Here is a 16,734-nt window from a genome sequence, read left to right as displayed (position 1 = left end):
CCCGCGCAGGCCGGGACCAGGACGGCCTCGCGCAGCAGCCGACGGGCCAGGGTGACCCGGTCGGCGTCGTCGGGCAGCCCGGGCAGGTCGCCGACCCGGGTGACCGCGCCGCTGAGCAGGGCGCGGACGGCCGGCTCGCACGCGGCGGGCAGGGTGATCGTGCGGTCGAACAGCCGCAGCGCCACCGTGTCCGGGCCGTGCGGCCCGAGCTGCCAGCGCAGGCCCGGGCGCAGCGTGAGCTGGGTGTCGGCGTCCAGCGCGGCCAGCGCGCCGGCCTGGGCGAGCGGCCGGATCGGCGCCGGGCGGGCGGCCGGCCAGGCCCGCTGCCGCAGCCGCGCCGCGACGGCGTCCGGGTCGGCGCGCAGCAGCCAGTCCCGCAGCGCCTCCACCGTCTCGGTCAGCTCCGGCTCGATGGCGTCCGGGTCGGCGACGTCGGTGCCGAACGGCAGGCTGGCCCGCAGCCGCTGGTCCTCGGCGGCGAGGGCGAGCAGCTCCTCGACCAGGGCGTAGCGGGTCAACGCGCGGATGCCCACGGTCAGGTGCAGGGAACTGGCCTCCTGCGCCTGCGCGCTGTGCAGCCAGCCACGCGGCAGGTAGAGGGCGTCGCCGGGGGCGAGCACCACGTCCAGCGCTGCCGGGCCCTGCGCGGTGGCGCCGACCTCGTCGGCGCGGCCACCCCAGGGCTGCTTCTCCAGCGGGTCGGGCAGCACCGGCGGGTGGATCCGCCAGTGCTTGCGACCGTCGACCTGGAGCACGAACACGTCATGGGTGTCGTAGTGGGTGGCGAAGCCCTGGCTGCCCGCCGGGGTGAGGTAGGCGTTGATCTGCAACGGTTGGCTCAGCGCGAGGCCCAGGTCACGGGCGAAGTCGATCAGCGGCGGCCAGATCCGGTGCAGGCCCTGTAGCACCAGGGTGGCGCCGGCGGCGTACTGCTCCAGGACCCGCTCGTCGAGTACCTGGTCGCCGATCTCCGCGCCGGCGCCGCCGCCGCCGGTCCAGCGTGCCGCCGGGACGAGCTGCCCGTCCTTGGCGATGCGCAGGAACGGGGTACGCAGACCGCGGCGGCTGAGCAGTTCGTCGGCGTCGGCGGGGCTGAACAGGTCGGTGAAGCCGGCCGGGTCGGGCAGCTCGGCGGCGCGGGACAGCAGCGGGGTGTGTCCCCAGTGCGCGGCGGCGAACTTGGCCGGTTCGACCGAGACGCAGCGGGCCAGCGCGGCGGCGGCACTCGCGGACGGAACCGCCGGGCGACCGTGGCCGCCCGGCGGGTCGAGATGCGTCATGACGCTGCCGTCACCGGGCACTGCCGTCGGCGCCGCCGTCCTGCTGACCAGGGGTCGCACCGCCGTCAGCGGGGCCCTCGGCGCCACCGTCGGCGCCACCGTCCTGCTGGCCGGGCGTCGCACCGCCGTCGGCCGGGCCCTCGGCGCCACCGTCGGCGCCACCGTCCTGCCGGCCGGGCGTCGCACCGCCGTCGGCCGGGCCCTCGGCGCCACCGTCCGCGCCACCGTCCTGGCGACCCGGGGTGGCACCGCCGTCGGCCGGGCCTTCCAGGCCGCCGCCGCCCGTGGTCTGCATGTCGTCATCGTTGAGTGCCATCGGTACTCCCTCGGGTGTGCCGCCCCCGCTGTACGCCGGGGTTCGTCGTGCTGCGGGTGGTACCCCACGCGCGATCTTCTCTAACCCACACCGTAGACGCCGAACCGGGGCGACACGGGCGGTTCACCGGCGGCGGCGGTGGGTGCCAGGATGGAGGGGTGATCCTGGTGGGCACCTCCGGCTGGCAGTACCGGGACTGGCGCGGCCGCTTCTATCCGCAGGGCCTGCCGCAGCGGCTCTGGCTCGAGCACTTCGCGGCCGGGTTCGCCACCGTCGAGGTCAACAACGCCTTCTACCGGCTGCCGGAGCGGGACACCTTCGCCGCCTGGCGGGCCCGGACCCCGGCGGATTTCTGTGTGGCGGTGAAGATGAGCCGCTACCTGACGCACATCAAGCGACTGCGTGACCCGGCCGAGCCGGTGGCCCGGTTCCTCGGCCGTGCGACCGCGCTCGGTGACCGTCTCGGCCCGGTGCTGCTGCAACTGCCGCCGAACCTGCCGGCGAACGTCGAGGCGCTCGACGCGACGCTGCGGCTGTTCCCGGCCGAGGTGCGGGTGGCGGTGGAGCCCCGGCACCCCTCGTGGTGGACCGACGCGACCCGCGGGGTGCTGGAACGCCGGCGGGCGGCGCTGGTGTGGGCGGACCGGCTGGGTCGCCCGGTCGCGCCGCGCTGGCGCACCACCGACTTCGGCTACCTGCGGCTGCACGAGGGACGGGCTCGGCCCTGGCCCCGGTACGGTCGCACGGCGCTCGCCTCCTGGGTGCGCCGGCTGGCCGACGCCTTCGGCGCCGACGAGCCGGCGTACGTCTACTTCAACAACGACCCTGGCGGCGCCGCCATCGTGGACGCGGTCGCCTTCGCCGCCCTGGCCCGACGGGCCGGTCACCCGGTGTCCCGGGTGCCGTCCGCGGCGCTGCCGGACGCGGTGGACGCCCCCGACGGCTGAGCCCGCCCGACCACGGTCGGACGGGCTCACCTGGATCAGGGCAGCATCCGGGCCAGGTCCCGGGGCATGGTGTCCTTCACGTCCTGCCACTCGCCCTGGGTGACGTGTCGGCGCAGGGTGTCCAGCACCACCTGCGTCACCCGCTCCGGGCCGCCCTCCACGTCGTACGGGAAGCCCTGGCGCACCTCGTAGAGGAAGTCGTCCCGGTTGAGCTTGATCGGGACGTCCGAGGGGTTCCAGCCGTCGAAGTAGATCCCCCGGACCATGATCGGCAACTGCTGGGCGAACTCCACGCTCTCGTTCACCGGCAGTCGGTCGCGCAGCAGGTGCAGCACCGTGCGCAACGCCGCGTACGACTGGTTGCGTCGGTCCTTCGGCCAGCCGTACGCGTTCTCGATGTCCTTGAGGATCAGGTTCGTCTTGTCCAGCGAGGACTCGAACGCAGAGATCATCGTGTCAGCCATCGGTCGACCCCCGTTCCGCGGTGTCCCACCGTTCGTCGTCGTTGCGCCGTGGCGGGCCTACCGGGCCGCGTCGGGCCCGGATGGGGCTGCCCTGCGGGGCGCGCCGGGCGTTGTCGGCCGTACCGACCACGTGCAGGACGGCGCCACGCCGTCTATCCGCCACCAGTCGAACCGTCATCCCCGTCACCTCCGTGTCGTTTCCGGCGCCGGCCGCCGTCACGACCGCACGCACCTGCCAGCCTGCCCGTCGGATGGGTGACCCGGCCCCACCCCAAACGGGTGAGCCGGGCGACGCGGTCAGTCCGCGGCGAGCAGGCCGGCCAGGGTCTTCGCGTTCGTCTGCGCGTAGTCGCGGTAGCAGTTGTTCATGAGAACGTGCGTCTGCCCGGTCTCGTCTGCCAGCTCGCGCAGCTTGGGCGCCCAGTCGGCCAGCTCCCGCTTGGAGTAGTGGTAGCCGAACTTCTCGTGGATGTCCTTGCTGGTCCACTTGTCGCTGTGGCCGTGGAAGCGCACGACGGCGAGGTCCGCGGTCGCGGCCAGCACCGGGGGCAGCGACGAGCGGTGGCCCTGCGGCATGTCCACGCAGACGTACGGCAGCCGGTGCTGTCGCAGGAAGGCGAGCGTCTCGTCGGCGTTGGCGCCGTCGAACCAGGAGGCGTGGCGGAACTCGTACGCCGGCCGCAGCGGCGCGCAGCGCTTCGCCACCTCCAGCAGGTACTGCTTGTTGTCCCGCTTGATGGTGAACCAGGGCGGGAACTGGAACAGCAGCGCTCCCAGCTTGCCCGCCTCGATCAGCGGGTCCAGCGCGGACAGGAAGCGCGTCCACACCTCCTCGTACGCCTGCGCGGGCAGGTCGTCGGGGTAGACGTTCTTCTTGTCGGTCTCCGGGCGCAGGTCCTTGTAGAGCGCGCTGACCCGGGTGGGATGACCGGTCAGCAGGCTGAACGCCTTGATGTTGAAGGTGAAGCCGGCCGGGGTGCGCTCGGCCCAGAGCCGTGCGGTCGCCTCGGCGGGCGGGGAGTAGTAGGTGGCGTCCACCTCGACCAGCGGAAACTGCCGGGCGTAGTACGCCAGCCGCTTCTCCGGCGTGTCCGCGGTCTGCGGATACCAGCCGGAGTCCAGCAGCGTGCGGTCGGTCCAGGACGCGGTGCCCACGAGGATGTCACCCATGGGTGGAGTCCATCGTGTCGCGGACCGACCGGCAACCGCTGGCGTCGCTCAGGCGGCCCGCCGCTCGCGGGTCTGCTTGCAGGTCACGCAGGTGGTGGCGGACGGGAAGATCTCCAGTCGCTCCACGGGGATGGCGGCCGAGCAGCCCTCGCACCAGCCGTAGGTCCCCTCCGCGAGCCGGCCGAGGGCGTGCTCGTACTGGGCGCGGCGGTCGAGGATGGTGCGCAACAGGGACTGCGCGGTGTCGCGCTCGGCCGTCTTGGTGCCGCTGTCGGCCTGGTCGTCACCCGCGGTGTCGCCGACCTCCACCAGCCGCAGCACCTGGCTCTGCAGGACGGCCTGCTCGTACTCCGCGGTCAGCTCGTCGTAGCGCGCCTGGAGGGAGAGCCGGATCTGATCGATCTCCGTCTGGGAACGGCCCGTACCGACCGTGTCGTGGACGAGCATCGCTGCCTGCCTTTCCTGGGCCTGGTCAAGGGTGAACCGGGAAGCCGGCGGCACCTGGCCCCGGTCACGGTCGCGTCTGGTGCGCGGGCGGTCACCCGCGCTCTGTGAGCCGGGCGAGTACCCGCCCGGGCAGTCGACCAAACCGGCGAATTCGCGGCGGTTGTCAGGCGTCCGCGCCGGGCTCCACGAGGGCCGGGTGGCGGGGGTCGTCGGCCCGCACCACCACGTCGGCGAAGCTGGCCGGGACGACCTCCTCGGCGTACCGGTCGAAGGCCGGCAGGGTCCACTCCTGGGCCGCCTCGGTACGCCGGCGCAGCGCCGCCGCGGACACCTCCAGGTGGACGGTGACGTCGAAGGGCAGGCCACCGCCGAGCAGCAGCGCGCCGCTGACCAGGACCACACCGCCGGGTGGCAGGTCGACGTAGCGGGCGCGGCTGGCCCGGTCGGCGACGGCGTCCCAGAGCGAGGGAAGCAGTCGCCCGGAGCCGCCGGGGCCGGCCGGGTCGAGCACCTCCCGGCGCAGCCCCGCCTCGTCCACCCAGCCTTCGTAGTAGGCGTCCGGGTTGGTCCGGCCCAGCTCGAAGCGCAGTGACGCGGGGCGGAGGAAGTCGGTGGCGCGGACGTGCAGCACCGGGCGGCCCCGCGCGCGCAACGGCTCGACCAGCGCGGCAGCCAGCTCGTCCGGGCCGGCGGCGGGGGCGCCGTCCACCGCCACGCGCAGCCGCGCGCGCCCGGTGGTCGCGGCGTCGGTCGCGGCGGCGGCCAGCCGGCCGGTCAGCTCGGTGACGAGCAGGTCGGGCGAGATGGGGCGGATACGCACCGGACCATCCTGCCCCGCGCCGGTCGGGTGGCTCGCGCCGGTCAGCCGGTGCGGTCGATCGTGACCCGGGCGTCGTCGGCCAGCCGGTAGCCCACGCCGTAGACCGTGGTGACCAGGGGGACATCGACGCCGACCTTGCCGCGCAGCCGGCGCACGTGCACGTCGACGGTACGGACGCCGGCGTGCTCGTAGCCCCAGACGGCGTTGAGCAGTTGCAGCCGGGTGAAGACCCGCCGGGGATGCGCGACCAGGTGCAGCAGCAGGTCGAACTCCAGCCGGGTCAGCGGCAGCGGCTCGTCGTCGCGCAGCACCGAGCGGGACGAGGCGAGGATGTGCAGGGCGGGGATGGTCGGGCTCAGCGGTCGGGCCGGCGACCGGTTGGCCGGCACCGGGTCGGGGCGGCGTTCGGCCGGGACGGAGCTGGTGATCACAGCCTCGCCCCGTTCCAGCAGCTCGCGGGCCGCCTCGAGCAGCCGGCGTGCCGGCGGGGTCAGCGTCTCCTCGCAGGCCAGTGGGATGGACAGCGTCACGGTGAGCACGGGCGCGGCTGTGTTGGCCGGGCGGCGTTGGCCACCCGGCGGTCGACCGGGCACCGCGGGTTGGGACGTATGCCATCCGGCGCGCGACGAGGCGGGGCTGACCGACATGGTCCTCCTTGGCTGGTCCGGGTATCTCCCCACGGCCCGGGACGCCGCTTCATCGATGCTTCCCGGCGCCCGGGCGAGGGTCAAGAGGCGGCTGCGTTGCATGAATGTGACAATTGACGAACACATCGGAGCCGTGTGCTCGCTCTGCGTACGACGCGTGTTGATTACAGCAGAGCCGCCAGGATGACCCGATACGGGGGTCCCCGCCCGGTTGACCGCGGCCCCTCCCGCCGCCTGTCGTGGTTGAAAGTCGAGGGATTTTCAGCGGCTGCGGTCCACGGTGACCCGTGCCTCGTCGGCCAGCCGGTAACCCACGCCGTAGACGGTGGTGACGATCGGCGTGCCGTCCAACTTGGCGCGCAGCCGGCGGACGTGCACGTCCACCGTCCGGGCAACGGCGTGCTCGTAACCCCACACGTTGGACAGCAACTGGAGGCGGGTGAAGACCCGGCGCGGCCGCTCGGCCAGGAACAGCAGCAGCTCGTACTCGATGCGGGTCAGCGGGACGACCCGGTCACCCCTGCGGACCATCCGGGAGCCGGCCAGGATGCGCACCTCATCCGCGGACGGCTCCGCGTCGGCGGACGGACCCGGCACCGGCGTCACGACGTCGACGGCCGGGGCCGGCGGTACGTCGACGGTACGCAGCCGACCCTCCCCCGTCTCGGCCAGCTCACCGAGCAACTGCACGAGCCGGGCCAGCCGGGGGCTCAGCGGGCCCGGGGCGAGGTCGAGGGTGATGGTCAGGGTCGGGCCGGTCCGCTGGCGGGCGGGGCGAGCGGCCGGGTGGGGCCGCGTGGGGATGGCGACGACGGACATGGTGCCTCCTGGGATGGCGGTACGCCCGCCACGCGCGGTGTGGCGTGGCGGTCAGCGGCGCGCCGGACCGGCGGTGACCGGGGACGCGAGGGGGGACGCGCGGTGCAGCGGGGTCGGGCCGAGGGCGGGCAGGCCGGCGATGCGCCAGGCGGCGAAGCCGCCGACCACGTCGGTGGCCCGGTGCAGGCCGATGTCCCGCAGTGCGGCGGCGGCGAGCGACGACGTGTAACCCTCCTGACAGAGGATCACCACCGGCACGTCGTAGTCGACCGCCTGAGGCAGGCGGGCGGGGCAGCGCGGGTCGAAGCGCCACTCCAGCACGTTGCGCTCGACCGCGAGCGAGCCCGGCACGGTGCCGTGCGCGGCGCGCTGAGCGGCCGGACGGATGTCGACCAGCAGCGCGCCGGCCCGGTACGCCAGGTGCGCCCGCTCCGGGTCGAGCCGGTCGAGCCGGGCGCGCGCTGCGGCCAGGATCTCGTCGATGCCCCGGGATCCCGGCGGCGGCACGGGGGCCGGACAGCGCTCGGCGGTTACCTGCATTCTGGGTTCCTTTCGGGTGATGGGGAGGGTCGGGGGCTGTCCGGCGGTCACCAGGACCGGCCGGCCTCGGCGACCTCGGCGGCCCGCAACCGCCCGTCGAGGAGGTCGTAACGGGTCATCCGCCGCAGCGCCGGCCGGTAGACGTGCACGCTGACCGCGGGCGTCGTGCCCCGGTTGGTCACCACGTGCACGTGCCGGGGGCCGAAGCGGCGACCGGCGCCGGCGGGGAGCAGGCGGGGGCGCAACCGGCCGCCGGCCACCGTCTCCTCGGTGAGCGTGCCGGCGACGACCCGGAACGCCCCGGCGGAGCCGCCGTGGTCGTGCAGGTCGGTGCCCTGACCGGGCAGCCAGCTCAGCGCCCACACCTCGTACTCGGCGTCGGTGGCGAGCCGGGCGTACCAGCGCTCGGCGGGGTCGAAGCGCAGCGCCACCGGCCAGGTGTCCGGATCGGCCCACTGGGCGGCGACGGCGAGCAGGTCGGGCTCCGGGCGGCGGTGCGTCATGGCGGTCCTCGCGGGTCGTTCGGCGGGTGCCCCCGTACTCTAGCCGGCAAACCCTATAGGTTTAGTAGGTAATTCCATCTGTCGGGACGCCGAGGGTGAGCCTGATCAGGTCAGCGCAGGACCGGCGGGGCCACCCGGTAGCCCGGCAGCGACGGCCACCGCACGGTCAGCACCACCGAGGCGCACTCGGCGTACCAGGAGTGGTCCACCCCCCGGGCCCACACCACGTAGTCGCCCGGCGCGGCCAACCGCACCGTCCGATCCGGAAGCTCCACCCGGAACCGTCCCTCGACCAGCACGAGCAGCGTGGTCCGCCGCTCGCCGGTCGCCCACCGCGAGCGGGCCTCCCCGGGTGGGTGCACACCCCACTTCACCTCGACGTCGGCGCTGTGCCGGATCTCCTCCGGCGGCGCGAAGTGCCCGAGCAGCCAACCCGCGTTCCCGGCGCCGTCCACACCGGCGTTTCCCACGTACACCGTCTCATCCATCGGACCTCCCCCAGCACGCCGGCCGAGCAACCTATCAGGGCGCACGCCCTATCCTGGATCGGTGACCGAGGATCTAGACGCGGAGACGCTGGCGTTCGCGCACCGGATGTTCGACCTGGCCCGTGCGGGCTCCACCGAGGAACTGGCCGCGCAGGTCGACGCCGGTCTGCCGGTGAACCTGACCAACGACAAGGGCGACACGCTGCTGATCCTGGCCGCGTACCACGCCCACCCGGACACGGTGGCCGCCCTGCTGGCCCGCGGCGCGGACCACTCCCGCACCAACGACCGGGGCCAGACGGCGCTGGCCGCCGCGGTCTTCCGCAGCAGCACCGAGACGGTCCGCGCGCTGCTCGCGGCCGGCGCCGACCCGGCACACGGCGACCCGTCCGCGGCGGAGACGGCGCAGTTCTTCGACCTCCCCGAGATGACCGAGCTGCTGCGGGCCGGCTGACACCGCCCCCGCCGGGCCGGTATACAGGGTCGGTGGAAGATCCCCTGCCCGAGCAGATGCGCGCCGCCGGCACCGCGCTGCTGGCCGCGCTCGACCCGGCGGCCCGCGACCGCGCCCTGCACCCGTTCGCCGACGAGGCGGCCCGACGCTGGCTGGAGTACCGGCCCCGGCCCCGCCCCGGCGCCTGCCTCGCCGAGCTGGACGTCGCCGGGCGCAAGGCCGCGCACCGGCTGCTGGCCACCGCGCTCAGCCCCTCGGCGTACGCGCAGGCGATGGCGATCGTCGCCCTGGAGGAGGTGCTGGACCGGGCCGAGGGCTGGCAGCGGGGGCGGCACAGCGGCGACTACTGGGTGGCGGTGTTCGGCGATCCGGAGCACGACGACCGCTGGGGGTGGCGGCTGGAGGGGCACCACCTGTCGGTGAGCATGACCGTGGTGGACGACCAGGTCTCCCCCGCCCCGATCTTCTTCGGCGCCAACCCGGCCGCGGTGCGGTACGCCGGCCGGCCCGTCTCCCGACCGCTGGGCCCCGAGGAGGACCTGGCCCGCGCGCTGCTCGACGCGCTCGGCCCGGCCGAGCGGGCAGCCGCGATCATCGCCGACGAGGCTCCGGCGGACATCATCAGCGCCACCCGTGGCCGAATCGACGGTCAGCTGGACCCGCTCGGAGTGCCGGCGAACCGCCTCGGGCCCACCGGGCGGGCGCTGCTCGACCAGGTGGTGGCGCTGTACCTGGACCGGCTCTCACCGGAGCTGGCGATCCGGGAGGCACGCCGGCTCGACGGCGGCCAGCTGCACTTCGCCTGGGCCGGCCCGACCCGCCCCGGGCAGCGACACTACTACCGGGTGCAGGGCGACGACCTCCTGATCGAGTACGACAACACCAGCGACAACGGCAACCACGCGCACACCGTGCTCCGCCGCCCCGCCAGCGACTTCGGCGCCGACGTCCTGGCCACCCACCACCAGTCCCACCCCCACTAACGGGCCCCGATCGGCTCGTTCCGGCTCGTTCCGTCGATCATGAGGTTGGCGGGCGGCCGGCCGCCGGATCGGCCCGCCAACCTCATGATCAACGAGGTGGTCAGGGGTGGGTGGCTTCGATGAGGAAGCGCTGGGCGTAAGCCACGAAGGGGCCCTCGGTGGTGATGCGGTGGTGCAGGGCTCGCAACTGCGGGCGGTAGCGGTCCACGGTGAAGCCAGGCACCGTCCAGATCACCTTGCGCAGGAACCAGACCACCGCTCCGATGTCGTGGAAGACCGCCCGCAGCCTGGCCTGGCGCAGGTCGACGACGCGCAGCCCGGCGGCCCGGGCGGCGGCGACCGCCTGCTCGGGGTGCCGCTGGTTCGGCGGCGGCAACGGGCCGAGCATCGCCTCGCTCAGCTCCCGCATGGTGCCCGCCCCGATCTGCTGGGACAGGAACGTCCCGCCTGGACGCAGCAAGCGGGCCGTCTCCGTCCAGTCGGTGTGCACGGGGTGCCGGCTGACCACCAGGTCGAAGGAGGCGTCGCGGAACGGCAGCGGCGCCGCCGGGGTCACCGCCACCACCGTCGCGCCGACCCGGCGCAGGGTGCGCCGGGCGACCTCGACGTTGGGTGGCCACGCCTCGGTGGCCGTCAGCAGCCGTGGGGGCCGAGGCGTCTCGGCGAGCACCTCCCCGCCACCGGTGTCCACGTCCAGCGCGGCGTCGGCGTGCGCCATCCGGTCGGCGACCAGGCGGGCGTACCCCCAGGTTGGGCGTTCCTCGGCGGCCCGCCCGGCCAGCCAGTCGAAGCCCCAGCCGTCCACCGGCGCGGCGGCCGCCTCGGCGATCAGATCCTCGACGTCGCGCTCGGTGTCCACGCCGGCCAGCCTCGCCGGCTGCCCCACCGCTGGCAACGCATTTTGCCGCCGCACCGTCCGCTCGCCGACACCGAGTCGGTCACCGCGGCGGGGCCGGCTCGGGTGCGGTTGCGCGCTATACCTGACAGTCATATTCATGCCTCTGAGGTATAGCGCCAACAACAACGACCGTCGGCAGGAGCCGGCTCGTCCCTGGCCGGCGGAGGGAGCGGATCAAGCGGCCGCCACCGGCGGAATGACCTGCCGCTCGGTACGCGCGGGTTGCGTCACGGGCGGGGGCGGACGACCTCGACGGTGGGGGCGGCCACGCCGCCGAGCGCGTCGAACGTGCCCGCCTCGGTGCGGCCGCGCGCGTCGAACTGGCGCATCAACCGGGCGCCCAGGTGTACGCCGACGCCGCCGACGGCCAGCGCGACCAGCTCGGTGACCAGGATCGCGGCCGACGCGCCGCGCTGCGGGGAGTGGGCGCGTACCAGGCAGGTGAGCAGGAACATGGCGGCCATCGTCGCGTTCACCAGGTTGAAGGCGACGGCGGTGCGGCGGGTGCGGTCACCCGGTACGTCCCACAGGTCGACCATGCCGGCGATCGTGGTCATCGCGGCGGCGAACAGGGCGGCGACGCCGGTCCAGTAGCCGACCTCGCCCAGGAAGGCCGGCCCACCGATGACGTCGGTGAGATCGAAGACGGTGGCACTGACGAAGAGCCCGAGCGGGAACGTCACCAGCATCGGTTGGATGGGGTGCCCCTGCACCCGCAGCCGGCTCTGCATCGGGCCTCCCCCGGGTCGGCGCAGCTCACCACTACCAGGGTGCTACCCGAGCCCCACCGCGGCGAAACAACCGTGCCCGACTCGCCGTCGACCGGGAGAACGGGCACCCGACCGGATCAGGCGTCGCGTTGCCGGGAGACCGTCCGGACCAGACGCTCAGCCACCTCGCGAAGCGGGATGGCCAACGAGGACGCGGCGGTCCGCAGCACCTCCAGCGCCTCGGCCGGCGTGCACCCGCGCTGCGTCATGATCACGCCGATGGCCTGCCCGACCACCCCTTCGTGCAGCAATGTGGCGTCCCGCTCGCCGGCGAGCGCGAGCTGACGGCCCCGGTCGCGGACGGCGGCCAGCAGCAGGCTGGCGTGCTCGGCGAGCAGCATCGCGGTCAACTGGTGCTGCGGGGTGAGCACGTCCGGCGCGCCGGCGTACAGGTTGATCGCACCGATCACCTGGTCGTCGATGTCCACCGGCGCGGAGATCACCCCGCGCACTCCGAGGTCACGGGCGCGCGCCGTCCAGGCCGGCCAGCGTGGCTCACCGGCCAGGTCCACGGCGAGGATCATCTCCCGGCGTCGGATCGCGCTCATCGCCGGCGAGTCGGGCCCGTGTCGCAGGTCGTCCAGGCCGGCCAGCCGCTCGTCGGAGGCGGCTACCCCGGCGGGCTCGCCGGCCCGCAGGGCGGTGAAGCCGCACCAGCGCACGCCGGCCACCGCGTCCCGGGTGACCCGCACCAGCGCCAGCAGCGCCTCATCGAAATCGGTCAGCGTGATGAGGCCGGCGGTCAACTCCCGCAGCAGCGCGGCAGTCTCCAGCACACCGAGGCTCTCCAGCACCGGTTCCCGCGTGTCCAGGTTCACCGCTACCTTGCCCCCGTACGCTCGTGGTCCCGCCCAGCCGGCACCATCACCTGTGTCATCGCCTGCTCTCCCCCGACTTGACCGACCCGCCCTACTACCCTCGGCAACCCGGGTCGAAACGGCCCAAATCGGAGGCCCCTGCGGCGCGTGAACGCGCGACAGGGGCCTCGGACGCCGCAGAGCCGGCGCGTCAGCGGCCGGCGCCGCTGAGCCGCCGACCGATCGAGGCGATCAGCCGGTCGAGCTCGGAGCCGAACGGGTTGTCGTGCACCAGGTAGGTCCACGTGGCGGTCGGGCGGACCAGGGTGCCGTCCTCCGGCTGCCAGTCCTCGTCGAATTCGGTCTCGGTGAAGGTGGCGAGGGTGCGCGCCTCGATCTCCGGGATCAGGTTGTTGAACGCCGGCACCGCCGCCCGGTGGAACTCGTCCAGCGGGTCGAGCCGGCCCAGCGCGCGCAGGTGCACGCCCTCGCGGACCTCGGACAGCTCGGCCAGGTGCTCGGCCCAGAGCCGGTCCACGTGGTAGAGCGCGATGGACCGGGCCGCCCGGGCGAGCAGGTCCTCGTCCATCTCGCCGGCCTTCTCGGGCATCTTGTCCAGCAGCATCAGCGCGGCGACGTCGCTGGTGAGCAGCCGCTCCCGGCGCTCGGCGAGCGCCTTGCGCTGCTGCTCGATCACCACGCTGTAGCGCCAGGTGTTGCGGTGGATCTCGTGGTTGACGCCCTCGGCGACCCGCTGGGCGTGCTCCACCGCGTAGTCCACCTGGTCGTCGGTGACCAGGCCGTCCGCGTTCATCCGGGGTGACGCCGGGACCGCGTCGGCGGCGTGCCGGACGACCAGGTCGTCCTCCAGGCTCACGAGGAAGACCGAGCCGCCCGGGTCGCCCTGCCGGCCGGCCCGGCCGCGCAGCTGGTCGTCCACCCGGCGGCTGTCGTGCCGGCCGCTGCCGATCACGTAGAGGCCACCCAGCTCGGCCACCCGCTCCCGGTCGGCCTGGTCGCTGCCGCCGAGACGGATGTCCACGCCCCGGCCGGCCATCTGGGTGGAGACGGTCACCGCGCCGTACGCGCCGGCCTCGGCGATGATCGCCGCTTCCTCGTCGTCGTTCTTGGCGTTCAGCACCACGCAGGGCACGCCGGCCGCGTTCAGCCCGGCGGCCAGCCCCTCGGACTCCTTGACGTCCAGCGTGCCGACCAGCACCGGCCGCCCCGCCTCGTGACAGCGCCGGATCTCGTCGATCAGCGCCTCGTCCCTCTCCGCCCGGGTGGCGTAGATCCGGTCCGGCTCGTCCTCGCGCACGCACGGGGTGTTCGGCGGGATCACCGCCACCTCGAGGCCGAAGAACTCCCGCAGCTGGTCGCCGACCAGCACCGCGGTGGCGGTCATCCCGCAGACCTTGGGGTAGAGCGCGATGTACGCCTGCATGGCGATGGTGCCCAGCACCTCGCCCTCGGCGGTGGCGTCCAGGCCCTCCTTGGCCTCGACCGCCGCCTGGAGCCCGTCGGGCCAGCGGCGGCGCTGGGCCACCCGGCCGCGCATCTCGTCGATCAGCTCGACCGAGCCGTCCCGGACGATGTAGTCCACGTCGCGGTGCAGCAGGGCGTGCGCGTGCAAGGCCACGTTGACCGCGGAGAGCTGCGCGACGTGCTCCTCGTCGTACAGGTCGATGCCGAGCTTGGCCTCGACGGCGGCCAGGCCGGCGGCGGTGAAGGCCACGCTGCGCCCGTCCTCGGCGACCGTGTAGTGCTTGCCCTTGCGCAGGCCACGGACCAGCGCGGCGGCAGCGTGCACCGGGTCCTGCTCGCCCGGCACCGCGCCGGCGAGGACCATCGGCACCCGAGCCTCGTCGATCATGATCGAGTCGGCCTCGTCCACGATCGCGGTGGTCAGCGGCGGCTGCACCCGGTCGGCCACGTCGGTGACGAGCTGGTCGCGCAGGTAGTCGAAGCCCGCCTCGCTGACCGAGACGTACGTGACGTCGCAGGCGTACGCGTCGCGTCGCTCCTGCGGGGTGGAGGCCTCGTTGACCCAGCCGACGGTCAGGCCGAGCAGGGTGTAGACCGGCTCCATCCACTGGGCGTCGCGGCGGGCCAGGTAGTCGTTGATGGTGAGCACGTGCACCGGCCCGTTTCCGAGCCGGACGTGCCCGTACGCGGCGATCGTGGCGGTCAGGGTCTTGCCCTCACCGGTGGCCATCTCCGCGACCTTGCCGGAGAGCAGCGCCATCGCGCCGAGCAGCTGCACGTCGTACGGCCGCTGGTCGAGGCCACGGCGGGCGGCCTCCCGGCCGACCGCGCAGATCTCCTCGTAGCCGGTCGCCGCGCCGGCGGCCTCGGTCAACTCGGCGTCGTCCAGCGCGGCGAGGTCATCCTCGCGCGCCTCGATCGCCGGGAGCAGCTTCTCCAGCGGAGCAAGATCCACGGTCGAGCCGGGGCGCTGGAGGAACCGCCGGAACTTGCTCTTGAACCGTTGCGACACACCCATGAGCGGCAACGGTACGCGACCCGGCCGGGTTTTTGCGGACCGGTCGCCCGCCCACCCGCCGGCATGTCGACGGCGACGCCGCCGGGTCAGCCGACCAGCAGCTGGTGGGTGGCCAGCTCCCGGTAGAGCGGGTCGGTGGCGGTCAGCTCGGCGTGCGTGCCGACGGCCACCACCCGACCCTCGTCGAGGACGACGATCTGGTCGGCGTCGACCACCGTGGCCAGCCGGTGCGCCACGATCAACAGTGTCCGGCGGACGGCGACCGCGTCGATGGCGCGGCGCAGCGCGACCTCGTTGCGCGCGTCCAGGTTGCTGGTCGGTTCGTCGAGCAGCAGCACCGGCGGGCCGGCCAGCAGCGCCCGGGCGATGGCCAGCCGCTGCCGCTCACCCCCGGAGAGCAGCACGCCGCCCTCCCCCACCTGGACGTCCAGGCCCTGCGGGGTGCGGTGGGCCAGATGAGCCAGATTGACCTTGTCAAGAACCTCATGCAGGCGGTCGTCGGTGGCGTCCGGGGTGGTGATCAACAGGTTCTCGCGCAGCGTGCCGGCCAGCACGGGTGCCTCCTGCTCGACGTAGCCGAGCTGGGCCCGCAGCACGTCGCGGGGCAGCTCCCGCACGTCGGTGCCGGCGAGCCGGACGGCGCCGGCGCTCACCTCGTAGAAGCGCTCGACGAGGGCCAGCAGGGTCGACTTTCCGGCGCCGGAGGGGCCGACCAGGGCGGTGCGGGTGCCCGGCGGCACGGCGAAGCTGACCTCGTGCAGCACCGCCGGGCCGCCCGGGTAGCCGAACCCCACCCGGTCGAACTCGATCATCGGGGCCGGACGGTGCGGGGCCGCCGTGGCGGCGGACGCCACCGGCCGGTCCTCCGCGCCCTCCGCCGGCACGGCCAGGATCTCCTCGATCCGTTGCAGCGCGCCCAGGCCCGTCTGCAACTGGGTGTACGCGTTCATCACCTGGGCCAGCGGCAGGGCCAGGAAGAACAGGTACATGACGAAGGCGACCAGGTCCCCGACGGTGATCGCGCCGGCGGCCACCCGGGCTCCGCCGATGCCGAGCACCAGCAGGAAGGCGCCCTGCACGGTGACCGAGCCGATCGGCCCGACCACCGCCTGCACCCGCGCCACCCGCAGCCCCGCCCCGTACGCCTCCCGGGCGCTGCCGGTGACGATCTCCGCCTCCCGGCTCTCGGCCCGGCTGGCCCGGATCGTCCGGGCCGCCGAGATCGCCCGCTCCACCGCCGAGGTCATCTCGCCGATCCGCTCCTGCGCGGCCCGGGCCAACGCCCGCACCCGCCGGGCGAAGGTCGCCGCGAAGCCCAGCCCCAGGCCCACCCCGAGCAGGGTGACGCCGAACAGCGGCGGGTCGAGCAGCACCATCGCGGTGCCGGCGCCGAGCACCATCACCGCACCGGTGACCGTCTCGAAGAGCCCGGAGGTGACCACCGCCCGCAGCAGGGTGGTGTCCGAGCCCACCCGGGAGAGCAGGTCACCCGTGCGACGGCGGTCGTACTCGGCGATCGGCAGTCGCAGCAGGTGCCCGGCCAGCCTCCGCCGGGTGCCCAGCACGAGCCCCTCGGCGGTGCGTTGCAGGAGGTAGTTGCGCAGGCCGCCGATCGCCGCGCCGAGCACCACCAGCGCCACCAGCACCGCCACCAGGTCGGACACCGCGCTGCCGGCGCCCACCCGGTCGAGCACCGACCGGGTGAGCAGCGGCTGTGCGAGCGACGCCGCCGCGCCGGCCAGCGACAGGACGCCCACCACGGCGAGGGTGGCGCGGTGTTCACGCAGGTAGGGCAGCAGGGCGGCGAGGCCGAGCGACCGGCCCTCGGGGGTGCTCATGCCGCGAACGGTAGCCCCCCGCGTCGCCCGGCGAACGCGCTCCGGCACCG

Annotated in this window: 19 protein-coding genes and 1 pseudogene; 3 read left to right on the top strand and 17 right to left on the bottom strand. The window is 74.1% G+C overall.

All coding sequences use genetic code 11. From position 1 onward, the window contains the following. Positions 1-8 precede the first annotated feature (8 nt). A pseudogene (locus AB0K07_RS27725) lies at positions 9-1,280 on the bottom strand (cupin domain-containing protein); the annotation flags it as partial. Between the two features lie 10 nt (positions 1,281-1,290). Then, positions 1,291-1,596 (bottom strand): hypothetical protein, encoded by a 306-nt coding sequence (locus tag AB0K07_RS27720; protein ID WP_089021158.1) that lies wholly within the window; start codon positions 1,594-1,596, stop codon positions 1,291-1,293. Positions 1,597-1,754: 158 nt separating this feature from the next. Between AB0K07_RS27720 and AB0K07_RS27715 the strand changes: the two genes are divergently transcribed. Continuing rightward, entirely contained in the window at positions 1,755-2,543 is a 789-nt protein-coding gene (locus AB0K07_RS27715; protein WP_363759460.1) for a DUF72 domain-containing protein, read from the top strand. A gap of 35 nt (positions 2,544-2,578) precedes the next feature. Here AB0K07_RS27715 and AB0K07_RS27710 read toward each other — a convergent pair whose 3' ends face one another. From AB0K07_RS27710 to AB0K07_RS27665, 10 genes are all read right to left on the bottom strand, one after another. After that, positions 2,579-3,007 (bottom strand): DUF2267 domain-containing protein, encoded by a 429-nt coding sequence (locus tag AB0K07_RS27710; protein WP_363759457.1) that lies wholly within the window; start codon positions 3,005-3,007, stop codon positions 2,579-2,581. Then, a complete protein-coding gene (locus AB0K07_RS27705; RefSeq protein ID WP_363759454.1) occupies positions 3,000-3,185 on the bottom strand; it encodes a hypothetical protein in 186 nt (61 codons plus the stop codon). The genes AB0K07_RS27710 and AB0K07_RS27705 overlap by 8 nt, the downstream gene beginning before the upstream one ends. A 119-nt stretch (positions 3,186-3,304) precedes the next feature. Next, entirely contained in the window at positions 3,305-4,177 is an 873-nt protein-coding gene (locus AB0K07_RS27700; RefSeq protein ID WP_363759451.1) for a DUF72 domain-containing protein, read from the bottom strand. A gap of 48 nt (positions 4,178-4,225) precedes the next feature. Further along, positions 4,226-4,624, bottom strand: a complete 399-nt coding sequence (locus AB0K07_RS27695) for a TraR/DksA C4-type zinc finger protein (protein WP_203178243.1) — start codon at positions 4,622-4,624, stop codon at positions 4,226-4,228. A 163-nt stretch (positions 4,625-4,787) separates the two neighbouring features. Further along, positions 4,788-5,444 (bottom strand): uridine kinase, encoded by a 657-nt coding sequence (locus AB0K07_RS27690; RefSeq protein ID WP_363759448.1) that lies wholly within the window; start codon positions 5,442-5,444, stop codon positions 4,788-4,790. Positions 5,445-5,485: 41 nt separating this feature from the next. Further along, positions 5,486-6,091, bottom strand: coding sequence for a winged helix-turn-helix domain-containing protein (locus AB0K07_RS27685; RefSeq protein WP_363759445.1), 606 nt, complete (start codon positions 6,089-6,091; stop codon positions 5,486-5,488). 261 nt (positions 6,092-6,352) lie between these two features. Beyond that, entirely contained in the window at positions 6,353-6,910 is a 558-nt protein-coding gene (locus tag AB0K07_RS27680; protein WP_363759442.1) for a winged helix-turn-helix domain-containing protein, read from the bottom strand. Positions 6,911-6,961: 51 nt separating this feature from the next. Then, on the bottom strand, positions 6,962-7,450 hold the full coding sequence (locus tag AB0K07_RS27675; protein WP_363759439.1) for a rhodanese-like domain-containing protein: 489 nt from the start codon (positions 7,448-7,450) through the stop codon (positions 6,962-6,964). Positions 7,451-7,497: 47 nt separating this feature from the next. After that, a complete protein-coding gene (locus tag AB0K07_RS27670; protein ID WP_363759436.1) occupies positions 7,498-7,953 on the bottom strand; it encodes a cysteine dioxygenase family protein in 456 nt (151 codons plus the stop codon). A 110-nt stretch (positions 7,954-8,063) separates the two neighbouring features. Then, the gene (locus AB0K07_RS27665; protein ID WP_363759433.1) at positions 8,064-8,441 is read right to left on the bottom strand and encodes a signal peptidase I; all 378 of its coding nucleotides are present in this window, start codon (positions 8,439-8,441) and stop codon (positions 8,064-8,066) included. Positions 8,442-8,502: 61 nt separating this feature from the next. On the opposite strand from AB0K07_RS27665, the gene AB0K07_RS27660 reads away from it, so the two are divergent. Both AB0K07_RS27660 and AB0K07_RS27655 read left to right on the top strand, forming a co-directional pair. Beyond that, positions 8,503-8,895 (top strand): ankyrin repeat domain-containing protein, encoded by a 393-nt coding sequence (locus AB0K07_RS27660; RefSeq protein WP_363759430.1) that lies wholly within the window; start codon positions 8,503-8,505, stop codon positions 8,893-8,895. A 32-nt stretch (positions 8,896-8,927) separates the two neighbouring features. After that, positions 8,928-9,878, top strand: a complete 951-nt coding sequence (locus AB0K07_RS27655; protein WP_363759427.1) for a DUF3500 domain-containing protein — start codon at positions 8,928-8,930, stop codon at positions 9,876-9,878. Positions 9,879-9,978: 100 nt separating this feature from the next. Here the strand turns inward: AB0K07_RS27655 and AB0K07_RS27650 are convergent, their stop codons facing one another. The 5 genes from AB0K07_RS27650 to AB0K07_RS27630 all read right to left on the bottom strand — a co-directional run bounded on the left by AB0K07_RS27650 (position 9,979) and on the right by AB0K07_RS27630 (position 16,684). Beyond that, entirely contained in the window at positions 9,979-10,737 is a 759-nt protein-coding gene (locus tag AB0K07_RS27650; RefSeq protein WP_363759424.1) for a class I SAM-dependent methyltransferase, read from the bottom strand. A 266-nt stretch (positions 10,738-11,003) separates the two neighbouring features. Further along, positions 11,004-11,507 carry a DUF2231 domain-containing protein gene (locus AB0K07_RS27645; RefSeq protein ID WP_363759421.1) on the bottom strand — a complete coding sequence of 168 codons (504 nt, stop codon included), beginning with the start codon at positions 11,505-11,507 and terminating at the stop codon, positions 11,004-11,006. A 116-nt stretch (positions 11,508-11,623) separates the two neighbouring features. Then, positions 11,624-12,364: a GAF and ANTAR domain-containing protein gene (locus AB0K07_RS27640; RefSeq protein ID WP_363759418.1), complete on the bottom strand. Its 741-nt coding sequence runs from the start codon at positions 12,362-12,364 to the stop codon at positions 11,624-11,626. A 190-nt stretch (positions 12,365-12,554) separates the two neighbouring features. Next, on the bottom strand, positions 12,555-14,846 hold the full coding sequence (gene secA2, locus AB0K07_RS27635) for an accessory Sec system translocase SecA2 (protein WP_363759415.1): 2,292 nt from the start codon (positions 14,844-14,846) through the stop codon (positions 12,555-12,557). Positions 14,847-14,932: 86 nt separating this feature from the next. Next, positions 14,933-16,684, bottom strand: coding sequence for an ABC transporter ATP-binding protein (locus AB0K07_RS27630; protein WP_363759412.1), 1,752 nt, complete (start codon positions 16,682-16,684; stop codon positions 14,933-14,935). Positions 16,685-16,734: the final 50 nt, after the last annotated feature.

Source organism: Micromonospora sp. NPDC049301, assembly GCF_040678715.1.
Classification (GTDB): Bacteria; Actinomycetota; Actinomycetes; order Mycobacteriales; family Micromonosporaceae; genus Micromonospora.
Note: the sequence above shows the minus strand (reverse complement) of the source record. Positions and strands in the feature narration are given on the sequence as shown.